Annotated in this window: 13 protein-coding genes; 6 read left to right on the forward strand and 7 right to left on the reverse strand. The window is 60.8% G+C overall.

Annotation, left to right across the window (positions count from 1 at the left end; all coding sequences use genetic code 11):
• Nucleotides 1–26 precede the first annotated feature (26 nt).
• Together exaC and adhP are read left to right on the forward strand one after the other, a co-directional pair.
• Nucleotides 27–1,547 carry an acetaldehyde dehydrogenase ExaC gene (gene exaC, locus AOG28_RS03795; protein ID WP_054555359.1) on the forward strand — a complete coding sequence of 507 codons (1,521 nt, stop codon included), beginning with the start codon at nt 27–29 and terminating at the stop codon, nt 1,545–1,547.
• 344 nt (nt 1,548–1,891) lie between these two features.
• On the forward strand, nt 1,892–2,920 hold the full coding sequence (gene adhP / locus AOG28_RS03800) for an alcohol dehydrogenase AdhP (RefSeq protein ID WP_063124263.1): 1,029 nt from the start codon (nt 1,892–1,894) through the stop codon (nt 2,918–2,920).
• 173 nt (nt 2,921–3,093) lie between these two features.
• Here the strand turns inward: adhP and AOG28_RS03805 are convergent, their stop codons facing one another.
• The 4 genes from AOG28_RS03805 to AOG28_RS03820 all read right to left on the reverse strand — a co-directional run bounded on the left by AOG28_RS03805 (nt 3,094) and on the right by AOG28_RS03820 (nt 5,561).
• Nucleotides 3,094–3,585: a pyridoxamine 5'-phosphate oxidase family protein gene (locus AOG28_RS03805; protein ID WP_054555360.1), complete on the reverse strand. Its 492-nt coding sequence runs from the start codon at nt 3,583–3,585 to the stop codon at nt 3,094–3,096.
• 161 nt (nt 3,586–3,746) lie between these two features.
• Nucleotides 3,747–4,238 (reverse strand): CreA family protein, encoded by a 492-nt coding sequence (locus tag AOG28_RS03810; protein WP_054555361.1) that lies wholly within the window; start codon nt 4,236–4,238, stop codon nt 3,747–3,749.
• A gap of 96 nt (nt 4,239–4,334) precedes the next feature.
• Nucleotides 4,335–4,676 (reverse strand): DOPA 4,5-dioxygenase family protein, encoded by a 342-nt coding sequence (locus AOG28_RS03815; protein WP_043333117.1) that lies wholly within the window; start codon nt 4,674–4,676, stop codon nt 4,335–4,337.
• A 114-nt stretch (nt 4,677–4,790) separates the two neighbouring features.
• The gene (locus AOG28_RS03820; RefSeq protein ID WP_234368262.1) at nt 4,791–5,561 is read right to left on the reverse strand and encodes a sulfite exporter TauE/SafE family protein; all 771 of its coding nucleotides are present in this window, start codon (nt 5,559–5,561) and stop codon (nt 4,791–4,793) included.
• A 233-nt stretch (nt 5,562–5,794) separates the two neighbouring features.
• Between AOG28_RS03820 and AOG28_RS03825 the strand changes: the two genes are divergently transcribed.
• On the forward strand, nt 5,795–6,820 hold the full coding sequence (locus AOG28_RS03825) for a succinylglutamate desuccinylase/aspartoacylase family protein (protein WP_054555362.1): 1,026 nt from the start codon (nt 5,795–5,797) through the stop codon (nt 6,818–6,820).
• Nucleotides 6,821–6,942: 122 nt separating this feature from the next.
• Here the strand turns inward: AOG28_RS03825 and AOG28_RS03830 are convergent, their stop codons facing one another.
• Complete coding sequence (locus tag AOG28_RS03830; RefSeq protein WP_054555363.1) at nt 6,943–8,340, reverse strand: peptide MFS transporter; 1,398 nt, start codon at nt 8,338–8,340, stop codon at nt 6,943–6,945.
• 472 nt (nt 8,341–8,812) lie between these two features.
• Nucleotides 8,813–9,820 carry a tRNA dihydrouridine(20/20a) synthase DusA gene (gene dusA, locus AOG28_RS03835; protein ID WP_052384479.1) on the reverse strand — a complete coding sequence of 336 codons (1,008 nt, stop codon included), beginning with the start codon at nt 9,818–9,820 and terminating at the stop codon, nt 8,813–8,815.
• 152 nt (nt 9,821–9,972) lie between these two features.
• On the opposite strand from dusA, the gene AOG28_RS17600 reads away from it, so the two are divergent.
• Nucleotides 9,973–11,145, forward strand: coding sequence for a DUF4263 domain-containing protein (locus tag AOG28_RS17600; protein WP_160317849.1), 1,173 nt, complete (start codon nt 9,973–9,975; stop codon nt 11,143–11,145).
• A 70-nt stretch (nt 11,146–11,215) separates the two neighbouring features.
• Here the strand turns inward: AOG28_RS17600 and AOG28_RS03840 are convergent, their stop codons facing one another.
• Nucleotides 11,216–11,821, reverse strand: a complete 606-nt coding sequence (locus AOG28_RS03840; protein WP_054555364.1) for a TetR/AcrR family transcriptional regulator — start codon at nt 11,819–11,821, stop codon at nt 11,216–11,218.
• A gap of 297 nt (nt 11,822–12,118) precedes the next feature.
• Between AOG28_RS03840 and AOG28_RS03845 the strand changes: the two genes are divergently transcribed.
• Together AOG28_RS03845 and corA are read left to right on the forward strand one after the other, a co-directional pair.
• Nucleotides 12,119–12,673: a carboxymuconolactone decarboxylase family protein gene (locus AOG28_RS03845; RefSeq protein WP_054555365.1), complete on the forward strand. Its 555-nt coding sequence runs from the start codon at nt 12,119–12,121 to the stop codon at nt 12,671–12,673.
• A 962-nt stretch (nt 12,674–13,635) separates the two neighbouring features.
• Entirely contained in the window at nt 13,636–14,697 is a 1,062-nt protein-coding gene (gene corA, locus AOG28_RS03850) for a magnesium/cobalt transporter CorA (RefSeq protein WP_082388213.1), read from the forward strand.
• Nucleotides 14,698–14,880 lie beyond the last annotated feature (183 nt).

The raw sequence follows: 14,880 nt of genomic DNA on the forward strand, positions 1-14,880 counted from the left end.
GTGAATCCGGCCAACAGGAGTTCGCCATGATCTACGCCTCCCCGGGCAGCGCCGATGCGCTGGTCACGTTCAAGGATATCTACGGCAACTATATCGGCGGTCGCTTCGTCGAGCCGGTGAAGGGTGAGTACTTCGACAATGTCAGCCCGGTGACGGGCGAGGCCTTCTGCCGTATCCCGCGTTCGAGTGCGGAGGATATCGACCTCGCGCTGGACGCCGCCCACAAGGCAGCCGCTGCCTGGGGCAAGACCTCGGTGCAGGAGCGCTCCAACATCCTGCTCAAGATCGCGGATCGCATCGAGCAGAACCTCGAGATGCTGGCCGTCGCCGAGACCTGGGACAACGGCAAGGCGGTGCGCGAGACGCTCAACGCCGATATTCCGCTGGCGGCGGACCACTTCCGTTACTTCGCCGGTTGCCTGCGCTCTCAGGAAGGCACCGCGGCGGACATCGATGCCAATACCGTCTCCTATCACTTCCATGAGCCGCTGGGCGTGGTCGGTCAGATCATCCCGTGGAACTTCCCGATCCTGATGGCGGCCTGGAAGCTCGGCCCGGCGCTGGCGGCCGGCAACTGCGTGGTGCTCAAGCCGGCGGAACAGACCCCGGCCTCGATTCTGGTGCTCGCGGAGCTGGTCGGTGACCTGCTGCCGGCGGGCGTGCTCAATATCGTCAACGGCTACGGGGCCGAGGCCGGTCAGGCGCTGGCCACCAGCAAGCGCATCGCCAAGATCGCCTTCACCGGCTCCACTCCCGTGGGCTCGCACATTCTCAAGTGCGCCGCCGACAGCATCATCCCCTCCACGGTGGAGCTGGGCGGCAAGTCGCCCAACATCTACTTCGCCGACATCATGAATGCCGAACCCGAGTTCATCGACAAGGCCGCCGAAGGCCTGGTGCTGGCGTTCTTCAATCAGGGCGAGGTGTGCACCTGCCCGTCACGCGCCCTGATCCAGGAAAGCATCTACGACGACTTCATGGCCCGGGTGATGGAGCGCGTGAAGACCATCAAGCGCGGCAACCCGCTGGACACCGACGTACAGGTCGGCGCCCAGGCCTCCCGCGAGCAGTTCGACAAGATCATGTCCTACATGGATGTCGCTCGCGAGGAAGGCGCCGAGGTGCTCACCGGCGGCAGCAGCGAGCAGCTGGAGAACGAGCTGGCCAACGGCTATTACATCCAGCCGACCCTGCTCAAGGGCAACAACTCGATGCGTGTCTTCCAGGAGGAGATCTTCGGGCCGGTGGTGGCCGTCACCACCTTCCGTGACGAGGCCGAGGCGCTGGCCATCGCCAATGACACCGAATTCGGTCTCGGCGCCGGTGTCTGGAGCCGCGACATGAACGTCGCCTTCCGCATGGGTCGTGGTATCCAGGCCGGCCGCGTGTGGACCAACTGCTACCACCAGTATCCCGCCCATGCCGCCTTCGGTGGCTACAAGAAATCCGGTGTCGGTCGCGAGACCCACAAGATGGCACTGGAGCACTACCAGCAGACCAAGAACCTGCTGGTCAGCTACGACATCAATCCGCTCGGCTTCTTCTAGGCCTGGCTGGCAGCGCCACCGCGACTGGTGGTGCTGCACGCCTCCCGCGATTCTTGCTTGAGAAAATGACATCGATGCCCGCGCCAGATCCGATTGCTTGATCTGGCGCAGGGCAGGGAGCGCTGCGTCCGGTTTCAATGGAGGGGCAAGCTTTGCACTGGTCTGAGCGCAGGCTCGGGCGCTGGAAAAACGCTGGCCTGGGCGCTGGCGCATGCAGGCGCAAGCCCACACTCTCCGCCGCAACTCTCCGCCGCAACTCTCCGCCGCAACTCTGCTGGTTCGTCTGTCTTGAATGTCCGTCTTTCTTGAATGTTCGTCAGTCTTCAATGGATGAGGAGTCCATCATGGATAGCAGCATGAAAGCCGCCGTGGTACGTGAATTCGGTGCACCGCTGGTGATCGAGGAGGTCGCAGTGCCGCGACCGGGGCGTGGCGAGATTCTGGTCGAGGTCGCCGCCTCCGGGGTCTGTCATACCGACCTGCACGCCGCGCAAGGCGACTGGCCGGTGAAACCCAATCCGCCGTTCATTCCCGGCCATGAAGGCGTCGGCACCATCGCCGCGGTGGGCGAGGGCGTTACCCACATCAAGGAAGGCGACCGTGTCGGGGTGCCCTGGCTCTACTCGGCCTGCGGCCACTGCGAGCATTGCCTGGGCGGCTGGGAGACGCTGTGCGAGAGCCAGCAGAATACCGGCTATTCGGTGAATGGCGGCTTTGCCCAGTTCACGCTGGCGGACGCCGGCTACGTCGGCCGCCTGCCGGACAGCGTGGGCTTCGTGGAGATCGCGCCGGTGCTGTGCGCCGGGGTCACGGTCTACAAGGGCCTCAAGATGACCGACACCCGCCCCGGACAGTGGGTGGTGATCTCGGGCATCGGCGGGCTGGGACACATGGCGGTGCAGTATGCACGCGCCATGGGCCTGAACGTGGCGGCGGTGGATGTGGATGATGCCAAGCTGGAACTGGCCCGCCGTCTGGGCGCGACCGTGACCGTCAATGCCATGAAGGAAGACCCGGCGAGCGTCATCAAGCGCGACATCGGCGGCGCACATGGGGCGCTGGTGACGGCGGTATCGCCCAAGGCCTTCGATCAGGCCCAGAACATGCTGCGCCGTGGCGGCACCCTGGTGCTCAACGGCCTGCCGCCGGGCGACTTCCCGCTGCCGATCTTCTCCACCGTGCTCAATGGCATCACGGTGCGTGGCTCCATCGTCGGCACGCGTCAGGACCTGCAGGAGGCGCTGGACTTCGCCGCGGAAGGCAAGGTCGCCGCCACCGTGCAGACAGGCAGGCTGGAGGACATCAACGACATCTTCGGACGCATGATCGACGGCAAGATCGAGGGGCGCATCGTGCTCGACATGAAGGCCTGAGGCGTTCGTTGGCCTGAATCCTCACCACCGATGACAGGCCTGCTGGAAACGGCAGGCTGCCAGACACGACAACGCCAGCCCTCGGGCTGGCGTTGTCGTGTCTGGCATGGCCGTGCGCGTTGACTCTCACGCGGCACTGCAAAGAGCTCTCCATGACGAGCTCGGGCTTCTGCTTACACCGTGCCGAATTTCTCGTTCTCGCCCATGTCCGGGGTGTGGTCCTTGTCGAGGTTGGCGCGCGCCACCTCGTAGAGCTGGTAGGCCTTGCTCTCCTTGGCCTTCCAGTGCTCGCCGGATTGCACCGAGATCTCCAGCAGGGTGACGTCGGGGTCATCCTTGCCTTCCGGGAACCAGGCGGCCACGAACGGATTCCAGAACTTGTCGATCAGGCCCTGATCGCGGTGCAGGTTGGCATGACCGCTCAGCGACACGTAGACGCCATCATCCTGATCGGAAAAGCTCAGGCAGACCTCGCTGTCCTTCTTGGCCTCAAACACCTTCTCGGCGCTGGCGCGGGTGAAGAACCACAGGGTGCCGTCGTAGTCATCCTGCACCAGATGCATCGGGCGGGCGTGGGGCATGCCATCGCCTTGCGTCACCAACATGCCGACCTTCACATCCTTGATCAGCTTCCAGATCTTCTGCTTGTGCTCCGGGCTCGACATCGTGTGTCACTCCTTTGCGTCATGCGAATGAAAATCCGGCTGGCTAGCCGTTGCACAAGACCTTGGAGCGACAGCCCACAACTTCAAGGGATGATGGTGAAGCTTTCGCTTGATGAGTCAGCACTTGATGAGTCGGTGCTTGATTCAGACGCTCGGGCGACTCACTGCGCTGACGGTGCCTGCCAGGCGTCGCTGCCCCACAGCGGCACGCTGCTCAGCGCATGCTTGAAGCTGCCGCTGGTTTCCTTGGTGCTGTAGGCGATATAGAGCAGGCTCTGGGAGTCGCGATCCAGAATGCGGCGAATCTTGAGGCTCTTGAGCAGCACGCTCTTGGACTTGCGATAGACCTCCTCGCCACTCTTGGAGGTATCGATGTCGGCGATCATCTCCGCCGTGATCGGGCCGGTCTGGCGGCAGGCGATGCTCATGTCGGAGGGATCGGAGAAGTCGAGGTCCGCCTCGATGTTGCTCAGGTGGCAGGTCACGCCCGGCACCTTGGGGTCGATCAGGCTCTCGATCTTGATGTCCTTGGTGGTGAACAGGCCCAGCGAGACATCCCCGACCTCGTTGTCATCACAGCCGGCCAGCAGCAGGCCTGAGGCCATCACACCCAGCAGGGCAGCACGAGAGGAAAGGCGGCGCAGTCGTGTCATGAGGTCATCCTTGAGTCAGTGGTGTCAGGCGATGATAGCGTGTCAGACCCGCGGTGGGCGTCAACCATCGCCCTGGCTTCAATGCTTGCCGCGGCTTCACTCGCTGGCGAAGGCAGCGAGATTCAGCGTATGCGAGTTGCCCAGCCACATCACGCCCTGGGTGTGATCGAAGAGGTCATCGCCGGTGCCGGCGTGCACGAAGATGTCCAGCGAGCCGCGGTTGAGTGCCAGCCACGGGATGATGCGCCCGAATTCTTCAGGCAGGAAGGACAGCTGACAGCTCCACAGCGGGTGCGGGCCGACCGGTTGCTGGTGGAAGCGCCCGACGCGCAGCGTGAAGCGCTGTTCGGCCTGGGCCGCCAGTTCGCGAGCGGCGGCCAGGCTCTGCTCATCGGTGTAATAGAGATGGGCGTGGTAGTAGCTGATATGGTGTGTCATGGCGTTGTCTCGATCGTTCTCAAGGGGGCTTCCAGCGCTCGGCCTCAAGGGCCGTGGCGGGAGTTTCAATGGCTGGCGGCAGTGGCCGTCAGGGCGTGATGGGCCTTGTGGCCCTCAGCCCCAGGCCTTGTAGATCAGCTGCACACCCACCAGCGCCATCGCGATGATGATCAGGCGGAAGAACAGCTTCTCGTTGACGCGGGATTGCAGCCACAGGCCGCTTCTGACGCCCGCCCAGGCCACCGGCACCAGCAGCAGCGAGGTGGAGAGACTGGTGAGGTTGATCTCGCCCAGCGCCACGTAGGGGCCCAGTTTCATCAGGTTCATGCCAGCGAAGATGATCACCGTGGTGGCGATGAAGGTCTCCTTGGGGTGCTGGCGCGGAATCATGTAAAGGTTATAGGGCGGGGCGCCGGCGTGGGCGAAGAAGCTGGTGAAACCGGCGGTGGCCCCGGCAGGAATGGCCAGCCAGCGGGGCAGCGGTTTCCTGGCTGTCGGTTTGAACAGCATATAGGCGGCGAACAGCAGCGAGATGACGCCCAGCAGGCCGCGAATCATGTTCTCGTCCAGCTCGTCGAACAGCACCACGCCCACCGCGATGCCGATGGCGGCGCTGGGCAGGATGATGCGCACCTCCGACCACAGCTGCTTGCCCCACCAGGCGCGGGAGCTCAGGAAGTCCATCACCAGCAACAGCGGCAGCAGGATGCCGGCGGCTTCCAGCGGCCCGATGGCCAGCGCCATCAGCGGCACCGAGAGTGAGCCGAAGCCTCCGGCGAAGCCGCCCTTGGAGATGCCGGTCAGGTAGGTCGAGAAGATGATCGCGCTCCAGGCCAGCGCAGAGTAATCGGGCAGTGTCAGCAGGGCATCGAGAGAATCGGTCACGGGCATCTCATGTCGAGAGGGCGGGCAAGGTGAGTCGTGAAGGCCCATTGTTGAACAATTCTGGCCGCGCTTCATCCCGACACGCTGCAATGAAGTCTTTCCCTTGGCGCACCAATGCGCTAAAAGGCGCATGTCGCACAGTGTTTTCTTTCGAGACACTGGGCGAGTAGCCTGATCTGGCGGGCATGTCGCAGTGCCTGCCGCTCGTTGGTCGAACAATCTCTGAGGTGGCGATGTCACGCGCTCCATTTGAAATCAGCGGTACCCGCATCGCGCCGGGAACGCGGGCCCAGGTCGATGTGCCTGTCGCCAAGCTCTACACCCATGCGCCGCTGCACATCCCCGTCGAGGTGGTGCATGGCCGTCAGCCCGGCCCGGTGCTGCTGGTGTGCGGTGCCATCCACGGTGACGAGATCAACGGCGTCGAGATCGTGCGGCGGCTGCTCAAGAGTTCCAGCCTTTCGCGGCTGCGCGGCACCCTGATCGCGGTGCCCATCGTCAACGTCTTCGGTTTCGTGCAGCACACGCGCTACCTGCCGGACCGCCGTGACCTCAACCGCTGCTTCCCGGGCAGCGAGAGCGGCTCGCTGGGCTCGCGGGTGGCGGCGCTGTTCCGTGAGCAGATCGCCGATCAGGCCACCCACATCATCGACCTGCACACCGGGGCGATTCATCGCACCAACCTGCCGCAGATCCGCGCCACCATGACCGGCAGCGATGCCACACGTCAGATGGCGGACGCCTTCGGCGCGCCGGTGCTGCTGAATGCCGAGTTGCGCGAGGGCAGTCTGCGCGCCTATGCCAGCGAGCGCGGCGTGCCGGTCATCACCTATGAGGCCGGTGAGGCACTGCGCTTCGATGAGTGGGCGATTCGCCCGGGCGTCAGCGGCGTGAAGCGCGTGATGCGCTCCATCGGCATGCTGGCCAAGGACCGCGACCGCAAGCCCAGCTCGCGCGCGGTGGAGATGTCCAACGGCTCCAGCTGGGCGCGGGCCTCCATCGATGGCATCGTCCAGAGCCGCGTGGGTCTGGGGGACCGCGTCGAGAAGCATCAGGTGCTGGGCATCGTCGCCGACCCCTTCGGCAACAGCGAAAGCGAGGTGCTGTCACCCGCGGATGGCATCATCATCGGCATGGCCAATCTGCCGCTGGCCAATGAGGGCGAGGCGCTCTATCACGTGGCGCGCTTCCATGCGATCGACGATGCCGAGAGCGCCGTCGACAACTTCCAGCAGCTGTTCGTGCCGGACTCCATCTAGGCGCATCACGCTCCTTTACGGTCCTGTTGCTGGCAGTGATCACGCAAACGCCCCGCTTAATGAGCGGGGCGTTTGCGTTGTAACAGTCTGTCATCTGGTCGAAAGCGACAGCCACAGAGCACTCAGCCGTGGCTGGTCTGGGTCTCGAGCGGGCCGTCATGACGCGCTTCCGCGCCGTGCATCCAGTCCACCAGCTTGCCGGCGAACACCAGCAACAGCAGGCCGCCGAGCACGCCGGTGATGGCGATGCCGCCGAACACGCTCATGGCACCGGCTTCGCCGACCAGAGAGCCGATCATGCCGGCCAGGTAGTTGGCCAGCGCCACGAAGGCGAACCAGGCGCCCATCATCAGCGCGCCCATGCGCACCGGTGACAGCTTGGTGACCATCGACAGCCCCACCGGCGACAGGCACAGCTCGCCGAGAGTGTGGAAGAAGAAGGCGCCGACCAGCCAGATCATCGAGGCGCTGCCTGCGGCTTTCTGCTCCAGCACCGCGCCGATCATGCACACGAAGCCGATGCCGAGGGCGATCAGGCCGAAGGCGAACTTGACCGGCGAGCTGGGCTCGCGGTTGTCCATGCGCGTCCACAGACCCGCCAGCAGCGGCGAGAGCAGGATGATGAACAGCGGATTGAGTGACTGGAACCAGGCCGCCGGCACTTCAAAGCCCATCAGCATGCGGTCGGTGTAGTCCTGCGCATACAGCGCCATCAGGCCGCCGCCCTGCTCGAAACCGGCCCAGAACAGGATGGTGAACAGGCCCAGCACCATGATGACCTTGATGCGGTCACGCTCTTCGCGGCTCAGCGGTGTCTTGCGGTTGTTGCTCTTGCTCAGGCGTGCCTCACGCCGGGCGCTGGGTTCGACCCCCAGGTCACCCAGATGGCGCGGCGCGAAGATGAGCTGGATGGCGACCGCCAGCAGCATGCCGATACCGGCCACCAGGAAGCCGGCGTTCCAGCCATAGCCTTCGGCCATGGAGCCCGCGACGATGCCTGACAGCAGCGCACCGATGTTGATGCCCATGTAGAAGATGGTGAAGGCGCCATCACGGCGGTGATCGCCCTGTTGATAGAGGTCGCCGACCATCGTGGAGATGTTGGGCTTGAACAGGCCGTTGCCGACGATCAGCAGGCCGAGACCGACATACAGCAGCATCTCGGGGTCGAGGCCGCTCATGGCCGGCGGCACGGCGAGCACGAATTGCCCGGCCGCCATGATCAGGCCCCCGATCAGGATCGCACGGCGGGCACCTAGCCAGTTGTCGGCCAGCGCTCCGCCGAACATCGGCGTGATGTACACCAGGCCCGTGAAGATGCCATACAGCTGCAGGGCGTCGCCCTGATTCCAGCCCAGACCGCCACTGGTGACGGCATCGGTGAGATAGAGCACCAGCAGGGCACGCATGGCGTAGTAGGAGAAGCGTTCCCACAGTTCCGTGGAGAACAGCAGATAGAGTCCGGCCGGATGCCCGAACAGCTCACGGCTGTTGGCTCCGGTAGGGGAGTGTGTGGACATGGAACCTCGAAGGAAGTGTCAGCAGAAGCAGCGCAGCCCGGATGACGGGACTACATGGACCGGCCCACAGGTCTGCAGAGGAGGACTGTGGAGGAATCGCCGATGACGGAGCAGTTGTGTGGCTGACATCACGCGAGCATGGCGTGACGATGTCGAGACCGGTTGTTGTCCGTATGGTCAGTCATTCTGCGTGAGATGGCTTTGTCAGACAATCAAACGAAAGTCATGCATGTTGTTGGTATTTAAGGGGTTATTAGCTTAGATGGCGACGCAGAGTTGCGTCAGGTGTCACGCCTTCCAATGCAGTGTCGTCACTTTGCTGACTGCCGAGACGACGACACCCGGCGCGAGGGCCGGGTGTCGGGGGACTGTCTTTTGAAAGCGCCGCTCTCAAGAGGACAGGGCAGAATAGAGAGGGAAGAAGAGAGGGTAGAAGAGACAGGGCAGAAGCGGCGCGAACAGGCCAGCTCGATCAGGCTTGCTCGACCTGTGCCTCGGGCCGATGCTCCGGCACGCGCGCCATGGCATCATCGATGACCTCGATGCCCGCGCCCGGCTTGTGGGCGTTCTCGGAGACATGACGGCGGAACTGGCGGCCGCCCGGCTGACCCTGGAACAGCCCCAGCAGATGGCGGCTGATGTGGTTGAGGCGCACGCCCTCGGCGAGACGCTTCTCGATGTAGGGGCGGAAGGCACGCAGCGCATCGTGGCGGCTGGTGTGCGGATTCTCGGCCTCGCCGTACAGCTCGCTGTCCACCGTCGCCAGCAACCAGGGGTTGTGGTACGCCTCACGGCCGACCATCACGCTGTCGACGTGCTCCAGCTGCTCGTGCAGCTCATCCATCAGCTTCAGGCCGCCGTTGATGCCGATATGCAAGGACGGGTGCGCCTGCTTGAGGCGGTGCACGCGACCATAGTTCAGCGGCGGCACATCGCGGTTCTCCTTCGGCGACAGGCCCTGCAGCCATGCCTTGCGCGCATGCACGCTGAAGGTGTCGCAGCCGGCATCGGCCACGGTGGTGATGAAGCGCTCGAGATCGGCGTCCTCATCCTGATCATCGATCCCGATGCGGCACTTCACCGTCACCGGAATCTTCACCTGCGCCTGCATCGCCGCCACGCACTTGGCCACCAGCTCCGGATGGCCCATCAGACAGGCACCGATCATGTTGTTCTGCACGCGATCGCTCGGGCAGCCGACATTCAGGTTCACCTCGTCATAGCCCCAGCTCTCGGCGATCGCCGCACACTCGGCCAGCGCCTGCGGGTCGCTGCCACCCAGCTGCAACGCCAGCGGATGCTCCGTCTCGTCGTGACCGAGGAAGCGCTCGCGGTCCGGATTGAACAGCAATGCCCCGGTGGTCACCATCTCCGTGTACAGCAGCGTACGACGGCTCAACACGCGCGCGAAGGCGCGGTAGTCACGGGTCGTCCATTCCATCATCGGCGCGACGGAGAAGGTGCGGTCAATCGGTGTCATCGGCATGGCAGTCATATCGGCTGGTGTGGGCTGTTGGGCATTCTAACACTTATTTGTGAATTATACATAGTTCGTATGTAATGTCGTGTGTATGGGTATATTATTTTAGTTATTATGGAAATACCGGACAGATAAAGTCTAGAGAGGGATTTATGCTATTTGAGAATTTTGTCGCCGAGTCAAAAGAGTTTTTCAATAGTTACTATTGTCATCTTTCTACACAGTTACAAGAGGGAGTGTTATCTATTGATGATAATGTTGTGATCTATCCTAGTATGGCTCTTTTTTGCCAGTGCGGGGATTATTATATCGTAGAGCTTTTAGGTGCTACAAACACTTATGATGGTTTGATATCTAAAAGGCATAAAGAAAAGTCCATTCATAGATATTTGAGTCAATTTGAACTTGAGGATCACCAGCCGTTAGTGCACTTGGATGGTAGTAATAACGGTTTTATCAATTTATGTATGGCGCAAGAGTATGACGTAGATGAAGTAGCACGAAGATTTCCTCTGTTAGAATTATATCCAACCAAATTGGTTCGAGTAGGTGGTAGCGGGTCCCCTATATCGTTTGGAGATAACTTTAGTTCTTTCTTTATGAGCAATTGTGTTTTGGTAAACGTTAATGATGGTCTATTTCGTTGTAAAAATATATTAACAATGTTCGTAGTAAGAAAATCTATCAATAAGCGAGAGCTGCATGATGCTTTTAAAGACTCATTGAGCGATAAAAGACTTAAGTTTGTTCATGTGGCAAGTGAAGCTCGGGAGAAAAAACTAATAGTAGCTGGACAATTGCAAAGTATTTATCTTTTCCCAAGTCTACATGAGACGACAATAGGCGAGTTTTTGAAATTGCATCCTAAGATAATAGAAGATGCTTTTAAGGCGACAAAATTTATATATGAACCATATCTAGAGTGGAAAGAGCACGATGGCACTTGCGAGGATACTGCTATAAACCCGGATCTCTTGCTAGAAAGGGAAGACGGGAATTATGATATTTATGATCTAAAGACTGCTCTTTTAACTAAAAAGAGCTTAACAAAAGCTGGGCGTAGCCGCAGAAGGTTTATAGACTATGTCGAAGAGGGTGTGGCGCAGCTGGCAAACTATCGTGAATATTTTTCTTATAGTCTGAATATTAAGCACGCCTATGAAAAATATGGTATTAAAGTGAATTTACCTAAGCTAGTCCTTGTTGTTGGTAGTTGGGAGAATGCGCCCATTGAAGAAGTCAAGCAGGCTAGAAGAAGATACCCAGATGTTGAAATTATTGATTATGATACTCTATGTCACCAATTCATAGGTGTCGAAGGTTAAGGTTTGATTTACTGGCAGCTGATAATAAACCTGCCAGTATAAAATCAATGCTATTAAACTGTAACGTGTTCTAGATCTTCAGCGCTTCGATATCCTGGGCGATGTCTTCGGCGAGCTGGCGGACCGCGTCGCTTTCGCCTTCACGCTGGGCGTAGGCGCGCAGCCCCATGACTTCGGCTTGCAGGCGGCGGCCGAGGCGTTCCGGCTGGTGCGCGGGGCGCTCGGGGTCGATGAGTTCACCGGCGTCGCGGGCGTCCGCGAAGGCCTGGCGGAAGCGGGCTTCCATGTTGGCGAGCAGCATCTCGACCTTGTCGCGGGCGGCCTGTTCACGCTCGCCGAGTTCCAGCAGGCTCTTGGCCAGCATGCAGGCGCGGGACGGCACCTCGCAGTCGCGCAGTCCGCCGAGCTTGCGGATATAGGTGGCGAGGGCGGTCAATGGCGAGTCGTGGCTGGCCATCAGGCTTTCCATCTCGCGCAGGCTGCGCGCGGAGTAGCAGTCCAGTGCTTCCTGGAAGAGGCCATCCTTGCTGCCGAAGGTGGCGTAGATGCTGCCGGGACGCATGTCGAGCGCGTGCTCGATATCCTTCAGCGAAGTGGCATGAAAGCCCTTCTGCCAGAAGAGATTGAGCGCCCGTTCGAGGGAATCCTGGCGGTTGTGCAAGGTCGCGCGTGGCATGGCTGTCCTGACGATGGGGCTCGCGAGTGACGCCTGTCTTCGCGCGGCTTGGCGAAGCGGGCGGTCTGCAAGGAGCAAGGTATTGAGTGAGTACTCAAGTTTAACTTGAATGATCGCTCAAATCCAGCTAGTGTGTTTCCCGACAACGCAGTGCAGCGGATGGTCAGGCGTTATTTTGAGCGTTTGCTCATATCTTGCCTTTCATCCCCAGGGGCGCTGCTGGAGGCTTCATGCCACTGGCTGGCAGCCCGCCCCTGAGATTCCGCGCATCTCGCTCATCATTCCGAAGGAGTTCTCATGACTGATTTCACACTCTATACCGCCGACAATGCCCCGCAGGAAAGCAAGCCGCTGCTCGGCAAGTCCGTCGAAGCCTTCGGCATGGTGCCGGGCCTGCACGCCGTGATGGCGGAAGCGCCGGGCCTGCTGGAAGGCTACCAGGTGCTGCACCAGCTGTTCCTCGACAGCAGCTTCGATGATGAAGAGACCACCGTCGTGTGGCAGACCATCAACGTCGAGCACAACTGCCACTACTGTGTGCCGGCGCATACCGGTATCGCCAAGTCGATGAAAGTGGATGACGCCATCACCGAGGCGCTGCGCAACGAGACGCCGCTGCCGACCGAGCGTCTGGAAGCCCTGCGTACCTTCACGCTGGCCGTGGTGCGTGAGCGTGGCTTCGTCGATGACGCCACCGTGCAGACCTTCCTCGATGCCGGTTACACCAAGCGCAATGTGCTGGAAGTGATTCTGGGCCTGTCCCAGAAGGTGATGAGCAACTACACCAATCACCTGGCCGAGACGCCGATCGACGAGCCGTTCAAGAAGTTCGAGTGGCACAAGCAGGGCTGAAACTGAGGTGAGAGGGCACGGCAAGTGCTTGAGCCACCAATGCTAATGAAAATATTTCTCATTAGTGTTGACGTCTGAGCCTGCGGGTCATATTCTGGGGTCATCGCTTCCCCGCCATGGGTAGCGGTGTCCCGGCCAGCGGAGTCAGGCCCCTGTCCGGGAGGCTTCTCATCAGACAGTTTTACGGTCCTTGCCAGCGGCTCATCCTACGGGGTGGGCCGCTTTTTTATGCGCAAAAAAAGACGCCTCCTTCGCTTGCACGAGGGAGGCGTCCGGAAGCGCTTCTCGATTCATTCGCTTTCCGTCTGCCAATGACAGGGAGGAAGGCTTGCGAGTCGAGCGGTGCTTCGTGCTCACCAGATTTGGATGTCAGGTCCCTGGCAAGCGTCTCATCAGGCCAGTCACGACCTTGATATTCTGGCGCCATGATACGTCAGCCGGTGAGGGGAGGCCAGCGGCGCGTGAGATAAACGCTGACTCAATGTTAATGAAAATATTTCTCATTAGTATTGACGGCGTCTGCTGGAGAGCATAATCTGGATTCATCGCTTCCCGCCATGGAATGCGGTAGCCAGAACAGCGGAGTCAGGCCCCTGTTCGGGTTTCTCCTCATCAAGCTAGTCACGGTCTTAGGGCGACTCTCACGGGTCGCCTTTTTTCGTGTCTGGCCGTCAGACGCAGCTCTGGCGCGCTATCTCGATCCTCGCTCGTTCCTCGCTCGATCACTCGCTCAATCACTCCCTCGGGCGGTCTCTCACACGCGACCTCGCCCTCGTGCTTGATAACGCCCCGTCGCTCGGCCTCCGTTGGCGCGCCATCTCGTTTAGAATGACGACATCCTATTCCCACGCCGCCAAGGCGCCCGGGTTTCGCTGCCTTTTCAGACGGTTGGCCATTGCGGCCAGTCATTGTCATCAGTCAGTGCACAGGCGCGACCCGCGGGGCTTTTCGAGGAAGTCATCATGATCACACTCTATCGACTGCACGATGATGGCCGCCTGCGCGGCGAACATATCGTGTTGCCCGACCCGCAGCCCGGCCAAGCCGATGCGCCGCCGCGCCTGGCGGATAGCGCTGAAGAGGCGGCTACCCTGCATGCCGGGTTGCTGGCCGATGACGAGCTGGCGCCACCGATTCTGGTGCGAAGCGATGTGCTGTGGATCGATCTCTGCGAGCCGGATGAGCAGGAAAAGCGCTGGGTGAGTGAGCAGTTCACGGTGGAACTGCCTGATGTCGAGGAGCTGGAGGAGATCGAGTCGTCGTCGCGCTTCTATCTGGAAGGCGATGGCATCCACGTCGTCTCGCTGTTTCCGCATCGCAAGGGGCGCGAGCCACAGACGGCCAACGTCGCCTTCCATCTGCATGGGCGCCAGCTGATCAGCATGCGCCACGAGGACATCGGCCTGCTGCGGCTGTTCCGCAATCACCTGCGTCGCCAGCGACTGAGTCCGGAGGATGGCTGGGAGGTGCTGTTGGCGCTGCTGGCGATGAAGGTCGATTACCTGGCCGATGAGATCGAGGATATCTACCGGGCGCTGGAGGCGCTGGGCAAGCAGGCGGTGCACCCCGAGGCGCTGGAAGACACCCTGCACGGCATCCTGTTGCAGGAGCGCTACAACGACAAGGTGCGCCAGTCGCTGCTGGACAGTCAGCGCCTGCTGCGTCAGCTGACGCGCCACCTGCCTTCGGCGCCACGCCAGAAGTCGCGACGGCAGGAGATTCGCGACATGCTGCGCGACATCGACTCGCTCAATCCGCACACCACCTTCATCTTCGACAAGGTCAACTTCCTGCTCGATGCCTCGATCGGTTTCACCAACCTCGATCAGAGCCGCATCATCAAGATCTTCTCGGTGGCGGCGGTGGTCTTCATGCCGCCGACATTGATCGCCAGCATCTACGGCATGAACTTCCACTGGATGCCGGAGCTGGACGAGGACTGGGGCTATCCCTTCGCGCTGTGCCTGATGGGGGTATCGGCGCTCTCGACCTATCTATTCTTCAAGTGGAAGAAGTGGCTGTAAGTCACTGAAGACAGGCATAAAAAAAGCGCCTGGCGTCGTGAGACGGCCAGGCGCACAAGAAACTTGCATTACAACACTGAAGATCGCCACCGAGGCCCGGGATGGGCCGACAGCGAAACCGCGCGTGGGGGCGTCGCCATGCAGACCAGTCACCGGGAATCGGTGGGATGAGCAGTGCAACTA

The sequence above is a fragment of the Cobetia sp. UCD-24C genome (assembly GCF_001306765.1).
Lineage (GTDB): Bacteria > Pseudomonadota > Gammaproteobacteria > Pseudomonadales > Halomonadaceae > Cobetia > Cobetia amphilecti.